This window comes from Ralstonia sp. Ralssp135 (assembly GCF_047304345.1).
Lineage (GTDB): Bacteria > Pseudomonadota > Gammaproteobacteria > Burkholderiales > Burkholderiaceae > Ralstonia > Ralstonia chuxiongensis.
Window position 1 is genome coordinate 280,229 of the sequence record NZ_JBGLYZ010000002.1, and the last position, 7,840, is coordinate 288,068.

Annotated in this window: 5 protein-coding genes; all 5 read right to left on the reverse strand. The window is 63.4% G+C overall.

Annotated elements, in window-relative coordinates; translation table 11 throughout:
• Positions 1-340 precede the first annotated feature (340 nt).
• A complete protein-coding gene (locus ACCD03_RS03585; protein ID WP_413410884.1) occupies positions 341-1,282 on the reverse strand; it encodes an aldose 1-epimerase in 942 nt (313 codons plus the stop codon).
• Complete coding sequence (locus tag ACCD03_RS03590) at positions 1,282-2,490, reverse strand: porin (RefSeq protein WP_325654987.1); 1,209 nt, start codon at positions 2,488-2,490, stop codon at positions 1,282-1,284. The genes ACCD03_RS03585 and ACCD03_RS03590 overlap by 1 nt, the downstream gene beginning before the upstream one ends.
• A gap of 94 nt (positions 2,491-2,584) precedes the next feature.
• Positions 2,585-4,996: a TIM-barrel domain-containing protein gene (locus tag ACCD03_RS03595; RefSeq protein WP_413410885.1), complete on the reverse strand. Its 2,412-nt coding sequence runs from the start codon at positions 4,994-4,996 to the stop codon at positions 2,585-2,587.
• A 10-nt stretch (positions 4,997-5,006) separates the two neighbouring features.
• Positions 5,007-6,299 carry an MFS transporter gene (locus ACCD03_RS03600; RefSeq protein ID WP_253536786.1) on the reverse strand — a complete coding sequence of 431 codons (1,293 nt, stop codon included), beginning with the start codon at positions 6,297-6,299 and terminating at the stop codon, positions 5,007-5,009.
• Between the two features lie 88 nt (positions 6,300-6,387).
• The gene (gene gudD, locus ACCD03_RS03605; protein WP_325654991.1) at positions 6,388-7,758 is read right to left on the reverse strand and encodes a glucarate dehydratase; all 1,371 of its coding nucleotides are present in this window, start codon (positions 7,756-7,758) and stop codon (positions 6,388-6,390) included.
• Positions 7,759-7,840 lie beyond the last annotated feature (82 nt).

Here is a 7,840-nt window from a genome sequence, read left to right on the forward strand (position 1 = left end):
CAAGCCCACGCGGTAAACCGTTCCGCAAAACACGATCGCCATACGGTGGGATGCGGGTTCGCAGGCATCACATCCGGAACGTTTGCGGAACTGTATTTATTCCTAACCCGTTGACGCGCATATAAATTGGGGTGGGCTCTTAATCCGTAGGTCGAGTGTTCGAGTCACTCACGCCCCACCAGAATATGAAAAAGGCTCGACAGTTGCCTGTCGGGCCTTTTTCATTTGCGCGATTTGCGAAGCGTTTTTGCTTCAGTGCAAAGAAAACAAAACGGCTGACGGAATGGTTCGGCAAAGAAGCGTCATGGGCCGGTGAGCGCCGCTAACGCGGCGTCGCATTTCAGGCCGTTGTTTCGATGCGCAGTTGCATGCGCATCTGCAGCGTCTCGCCGGGCGCCAAAACGCGCAGGCCCGTGCCTTCCCATCCCTTGGCCGCCAAGTTGATCGCGTCGGCCACGTGCGAAATGGGCTCCAGACAGAAATACGGCTGCGCGTGTGGCGCGTGCAGGATGAAGTGATCGAGCGGGTCATCAGCGCTGAGCGTCAGCACACCGCCCGCGCACGACACCACGGCACGCTGCTGCCATTCGCTGTAGTAGACGCTGAGCGCCGCATCCGGCAATGCGCGGGCGTGGCAGAAGTCTTCCTGCGGCGTGATCGGCTCGCGGCGGACGGCGACTTCACCCGCATCGGTCGGCCACATCGTCGCAGCATCGAACTGCACGCGCGTATCGGGCCTGCGCGCGAAGTACGGATGGAAGCCGCCACCAGCCGGCATGCTGCTGTCGCCAGCGTTGCGCAGCGTCATGACGGCATCCAGACCGGATTCGCTCAGCACCAGCGTTTGTGTGGCGGTGAAGGGCCAGGGCCAGTTGTCTGCCTCGGGCACATAGCGCAAACCAAGTTCGATCGACGACGCTGTGACCTGCTTCACCGTCCATACACGTGCGTGCGCCAGCCCGTGCATGGCATGCGCTTGGCCCGGATGCGGCGCGAGACGGACCTCGCGGCCGTCCCAATGGAAGCGCCCATCGCGGATGCGGTTGGAGAACGGCAGCAGCGGATAGCACCCGGCCTTGGGCCATGCCAGCCCGTCGAAACCGCCGCGCAGGCACTCCGTCGACATCGGCGCCAGCCAGTCGACCCGCTTGCCGCCCTCGCCGGCCGAAACCAACGAGGCAATGCGGCCACCTGCCGCCGGCGCGACATCCATCGTCAGCGCGCCGGCCTGCAGCGTATGTATTGGCCCCGGCGCAAGCCAAGTTTTGGGCTTGCTATCCATCAGAACGAATGCCGAATGCCAACCATGCCCACAAACTGGCTGCGCCCGTTCGACGGCGTGCCGTTCTGCGAGTCGCCCACCGACGCCACCGCATCCACGATTGACGTGCTCGCCCCAGAAGCGCGTAGCGTCTGGCCGTTGGCGCGCTGGTACGCCTGAATCGCATAGAACGCGGTGCGCTTGGACAGCGAATACAACTGCTCCATCGAGAACTGGTTGTACTTGGCCGGCGAGCTGATGCCATTGCGCGCCTTCTCGGCCGTGTAGCTGTAGCCGAAAGCGAGCCGCAGTGCGGGCGTCAGATCGTAGGTGGCTATCGCGCCCACCGTATTGAACGTGGCCGACTGCGTGAACAGCGACAGCGCGCCTGGTTTGTACTGAACGTTCGAGTAATTCAGACCCACCATCAGCTTGCCGAACGTATAGCGCGCGGCCGTAGCGATGAGCTGGGCGGAGTCTGCCGTGGCATAGCCGGAGTTGACCGGCGAGTTGTTGGCAAACGTCCCGACGTTGCTGAAATTGCCGGCCGTCGTGCCGGTCGACACGTTCTTCAGACGCGTATAGCCCACGCCCCACGAAAAGGCTTGGTAGTCGTAGCGCAACGCGGTGCTCACGCTGCTGCCGTTCGAAACGCTGCCGGCTTGCTCGCCAAAGCCGTATTGCACGCCGGCTTGCAGACCACCCCACACCGGCGTGGTGTAAGTGATGGAGTTGTTGAATCGCAGCGTGGTATCCAACGCGTCCACGTCGCCCGGGTGCGCGCCAGTGGCACCCGTCAGCACGTTGGTCGGGCCCAGCGACGCGACGTACTGGAAGTACGGCGTGTACGCACGGCCCAGCGTGATCTGGCCGTAGTTCGTGTTGCTCAGGCCGACGTAGGCCTGGCGGTTGAAGATATAGCCGGCCTGGGCTTGCTGGCCCGTGTCGGCATTGAAGCCGCTCTCCAGCCGGAACAGCGCCGTGTTGCCGCCGCCCAGGTCTTCCGTGCCGTACAGGCCGAACTTGCTGGCCAGCAAGGCACCCGAATTGATGTAGGCGTTGGAGTGGCCGCCCTGGTTGCTCGAATAGGCAAAGGCATTGTCAACCACGCCATACAGCGTGACCGACGTTTGCGCTGCGGCGTGCATCGAAGCGCCCGCACAAAGCAGTGCAACCGAAGCGTAGAACGGTGTGACGGAGCGGGAACGTTTGGCTCGTGTGGTTTTCATCGTTGTTATCTCGGAAATCTCCTGCACCAAAGGAACACCGTGCATCACGGGGCCTCTGCGGACCCCGCACGTGATGCGCGGCGAGGATGCGGCACTAGGCCAGCAATTGCAACGTCAGGCGGCGCCAGCCACCCGCAGCATCGATTTCCAGCACGCGGGCATGCGGCGTCTGTACCTGTCGCGCATCACCGGCGGGCAGGTAAATTTCGACCGTGTCGGCGTGCGTCGGCATCTTGCCTTCGCGCGATACGTGCAGCGTGATGGCCTGGGCGTCAGACACCGCACGCACGCTCCAGCGGCCCTGCTCGCCACTGCGCCACGCTTCGGTTTCGCCATCGTCTTCAATGCAGCCACCAACGGATTCGCCAACACCTTGCATGGGCACGACAAGGAAGCCGCGTTGATCGGCGCGCTGATCGAAATGCTGCTCCGCCACGTTCAGCGCGATCACACCGCCTTCGCGAATCAGCATGACCGGTTGGTCCCAAGGCGACGGCAGCGTGATTGTCTGTCCGCCGTCGAAGGCCTCGCCACTCCAGTACGAAACCCAGAGTGCGCCGGCTGGCAAATAGACGGTGCGCTCGGTCTGCCCTTCGTCCACGGTCGGCGCCACCAGCAACGACGAGCCGAGCATCATGTCATCGCACTCGGCGTAGCAGCGGCGGTCGTTCGGAAATTCGGCAAACGTCGGGCGCAGCACAGGCTCATAGGCCTGCGTGGATTGCCAAAGCAGTTCGTACAGATACGGAATCAGCCGATAGCGCAGCTTGATCAGCGAGGCGATTTGCGAGGTGACCTGCGGATACATCCACGGTTCGTTGACGGTCTTGTCATCGTTCCACGAGTGGATGGAGAAGCGCGGCATGAACACGCCAAACGCCACCCAGCGCACCAGCAGTTCCGGCGACGGCGCCGGGCCCGCAAACCCGCCAATGTCGTGACCAATGTTCGAGACACCCGACAGCGCGAGCCCCAAACCCATCTTCAGGTTGTAGCGCAGCGTTTCCCACGACGTGTAATTGTCGCCGGACCACGTCTGCACGTAGCGCTGCATGCCGACACCGCCCGAGCGCGACACCAGGAACGGCCGACGCTGCGGCGCGAACTCAAGCTGCGCTTCGCGCGAGGCGCGCATCATCAGCATCGTGTGCAGCACTTTGGCTTCGCGGATGGGCGCCTTCTTGCCGAACCCATACGCGAAAGCGTCGGGCGTCCAGACTTCAAACTCGTTGTTGTCGTTCCAGGTCGACGCCATGCCGTACTCGAGCAGCGTGCTCTTGACGTTGGCCTTCCACCAATCGAGCGTTTTCGGATTAGTGAAGTCGAGATACGCGCCGACCTCATCCCAGAATTGCACCCACGCCGGCTCGCCCTTTGCATCGCAAATCAGCAGGCCGGCTTCTTTGGCTTCTTCAAACTTCGGGTGGTCGCGCAACAGGCACGGCTTGATGTTCGGGCACAGGCGAATGCCGGCATCCAGATAGCTCTGGACGAAGCCGCGCGCATCTGGAAACTTGTCAGTGTTCCAGTTGAAGACGTAGCGCTTTGGGCCGATCGACGTATAGCCCGACGAAAGGTGGAACGAGTCGCACAGGATATCGTGCTCACGGCACCCCCTGATGAACTCGGCCATCTGTTCCTGCGCGTTGGGCGCATCGGTGTACGTCATGGTCGAGCCGGAGTACCCAAGGCCCCACTTCGGCATCCACGCGGGGCGGCCGGTCATCCACGTAAAGCGGCGTGTGGCATCGAGCGGCGTGTCGGGCGAGGCGATGAAGTAGTAATCGAGATCGCCATGCGGCGCCACAAAATAGCGATAGAGGCCGTGATAGTTGTCCAGCTCGCGGCCCATGTCGAAGCTGCAGTCGGACAGCGTGTCGTAGAACAGCCCGAAGCCGGTGCGGTTTTCCGGTTGCCACGTCACATAGAACGGGATGTGCTTGTACAGCGGATCGGTCGTGCGCGCGCTGTAGCCCATCGCATCGATGTTGCGCATCTCGTAGCGCTGGTGCGCACGGTTCATGTCACCGGCGCGCTCGCCCAGGCCAAAGTACATCTCGCCGGGTTCGCGGCGCACGTAGTGGTAGACCTGCTCGTCCCAGTAGCCAAAGTTGTAGGCCTGCGTGGGGCGATCGTTCAGCACGGTCTGCCATTCGCCCGCCCCGCGGATCTGCCATGTGCAAAAACCACCGGAGAGCGCAACGCTCAGGCGGATCTTGCTGGTTTCCACGCGCAGCGTGTCTGCATCGGTCTGCAACTGGAATGCCGGGAGCGAGAAGCCGGCGAGGTCTCGGCGGTCGCGCCCTTCGAGCGGCGTGTCGTCACCGCCCGGTGCAATCGACCACGTGGCAGGGCCGCGCAAATCGCCCTGCGGCAGCACAAGCACGCGAATGATGTCTTCTTCCAGCACGAAGAGTTCAATCGCAGCGCCGGCGCTGCTGGCTAGGCGCAGCCGGTTGCCTTCGTGCGCCTGGAGTTCGAATCGGGGGGGATGCAACATGGACATCGGTTTCAACTCAGTGTGAAGCAGAAAGACTCAACTGACGCGCGGCGCGCTCTTCCTGCGATTGCCCGCGAATCAGCACGATCAGCAGCACCGCGCCAATCAGATCGAACGCGCCGAGCAGGCCGAACAGCGGGCCGTAGCCGACCTTGTCAGCCAGCGCGCCCACCAGCAGCGAGAAGCCCAGGCCGCCGATCCACGCCGCCATGCCGGCAAAGCCGCTGGCGGTGCCGACCTCTTCCGGGTCGAACACGTCCGCAGACAGCGTGTTGACCAGGCCGGAAATCATCTGGTGCGCAAAGCCGCCCACGCAGAACAACGCAATCGCCGTATAGGGAGACGCCACGAGCCCGACGCACGCCGGACCAATCATCATGAACGCACCCAGCACAACGCCGCACACACGCGACCACACCAGCGGAATGCGGAAACGCTTGATCAGGAACGGCGACAGGTAGCCGCCCGCCAGCCCGCCAAGGTCAGCCGCCAGGAACGGCAGCCACGCGAACATGGCGATCGCCTTCAGATCGAGATGGCGTTCGTTCACGAAGTAAAGCGGAATCCAGAAACTGAACGTCTGCCACGCCGGCTCGGCAAAGAAGCGCGCCAGCGCAATCGCCCAGAAGCGGCGCGACGTCACGACATCCTTGACGGGGCGCTTGCCACGCTCGGCACTGACGGGACGAAGCTGCCCGCTGATGATCTTTTCGCGCTCTGCATCGGACAGCGCGGCATGGTCCTTCGGCGAACGGTAGAACGCGAACCACAGCGCGGCCCACAAGAAGCCGAGGGCGCCGGTCACCACAAATGCCGACTGCCAGCCGTAACGCAGATGCAGGAAGATCACGAGCGGCGGCGCCAACATCGCACCGAGCGACGTACCCGAATTGAACCAGCCGACGGCAACGGATTTCTCCTTGTCCGGAAACCATTCAGCCACGGCCTTCATGCCCGACGGAATGGCAGCGGCTTCCGTCAGCCCCATCAAGGCGCGAAAACCCGCCAGCGACAGCCACCCGCTTGCGCCCGCATGCAGCACGCCGGCAAACGACCACAACACACCAAACAACGCAAAGCCGATACGCAAGCCAACGAGGTCGACGATAAAGCCGCAGACCGGCTGCATGATCGTGTAGCCGACCTGGAAGGCCGCCACCACGTAGGAATACTGCTGGGTGCTCATCCCCAGCTCGTCTTTGAGCGTGGGCGCAAGGACGCCCAGCGAGTTACGCGCCAGATAGTTGACGATCGTGCCCAGGCACACCAGCACGATGATCCACCAGCGCAAGCCCTTGATGGTCTTCACGGTGTTGTCTCCGATGTCTTCTTATTGGTTATTGATCTACGAGGCGGCGTAATACCGCTTGCGCCGCCCCGGGGTGCCGCCGTGGCGGTCAGCGCACCATGCAGGGGCGCTTGTTGTCGAACTGCCAGTTGGGAATCAGCTGCCGCATGGCGATCGCATCGTCGCGTGCGCCCAGGCCGTGCTGCTTGTAAAGCGCGTGGGCCTCCTCCAGTTGCTCCATGTCGAGCGTGACGCCCAGGCCCGGTGCCGCCGGTACGTCAATCTCGCCGCCCACGATCTGGAACGGCTCGCGCGTCAGGCGCTGGCCGTCTTGCCAGATCCAGTGCGTGTCGATGGCCGTGATGTTGCCCGGCGCGGCTGCGGCCACGTGCGTGAACATCGCCAGCGAAATGTCGAAGTGGTTGTTGGAGTGCGAGCCCCAGGTCAGGCCCCAGTCGTCGCACATCTGCGCCACGCGCACCGAACCCTGCATCGTCCAGAAATGCGGATCGGCCAGCGGAATGTCGACCGAGTGCAACTGAATGGCGTGCCCCATCTGGCGCCAGTCGGTGGCGATCATGTTGGTGGCCGTCGGCAAACCGGTGGCACGGCGGAACTCGGCCATCACCTCGCGGCCCGAGTAACCGCCCTCGGCGCCGCACGGGTCTTCGGCGTAGGCGAGCACGTCGTGCTTGTCGCGGCACAGGCGAATAGCCTCTGCCAGCGACCACGCGCCGTTCGGGTCCAGCGTGACACGCGCCTCAGGAAACGCTTCGGCCAATGCTGTCGTGACGACCATTTCGTCATCGCCGCTCAGCACGCCACCCTTGAGCTTGAAATCCTTGAAGCCGTAGCGCGCATGGGCCGCCTTGGCCAAGCGCACCACCGTTTCCGGCGTGAGCGCTTCTTCGTGGCGCACGCGGGTCCAGTCGTCAGTGGCGTCGCTGCCGTCTGCGTAGTCGAGGTCGGTGCGTTTGCGGTCGCCCACGAAGAACAGGTAGCCGAGCACCGGCACCTTGGCGCGCTGCTGCCCTTGCCCCAGCAGCGCTGCCACGGGCACGCCCAGGTGCTGGCCGAGCAAGTCGAGCAGCGCGCTTTCCAGCGCCGTCACCGCATGCACGGTGGTGCGCAGATCGAAGGTCTGCAACCCGCGGCCGCTGGCGTCGCGATCGGCAAATTGACGGCGCACGCTGTTGAGCACGTTGTTGTACGCGCCGATCGGTTGTCCGACAACCAGCGGCGTCGCGTCCTCAATGGTCTTGCGAATGGACTCGCCGCCCGGCACCTCGCCCACGCCGGTATGACCTTCGGAGTCCTCCAGGATGACGATGTTGCGGGTGAAGAATGGGCCGTGTGCGCCGCTCAGGTTCAGCAACATGCTGTCTCGGCCAGCCACCGGAATGACCTGGAGGCGCGTAACGCGCGGTGTGTGCACTGGGGTTTTGGCGGTCGGGTGATTCATGGTCATCACGTATGTCATCAGTCGTCGTACAACATGGAACGGGACTATAATTGACACATTCCTGCCGAACTACCCCTGGTAAACCCGCCCCCATCCGGAG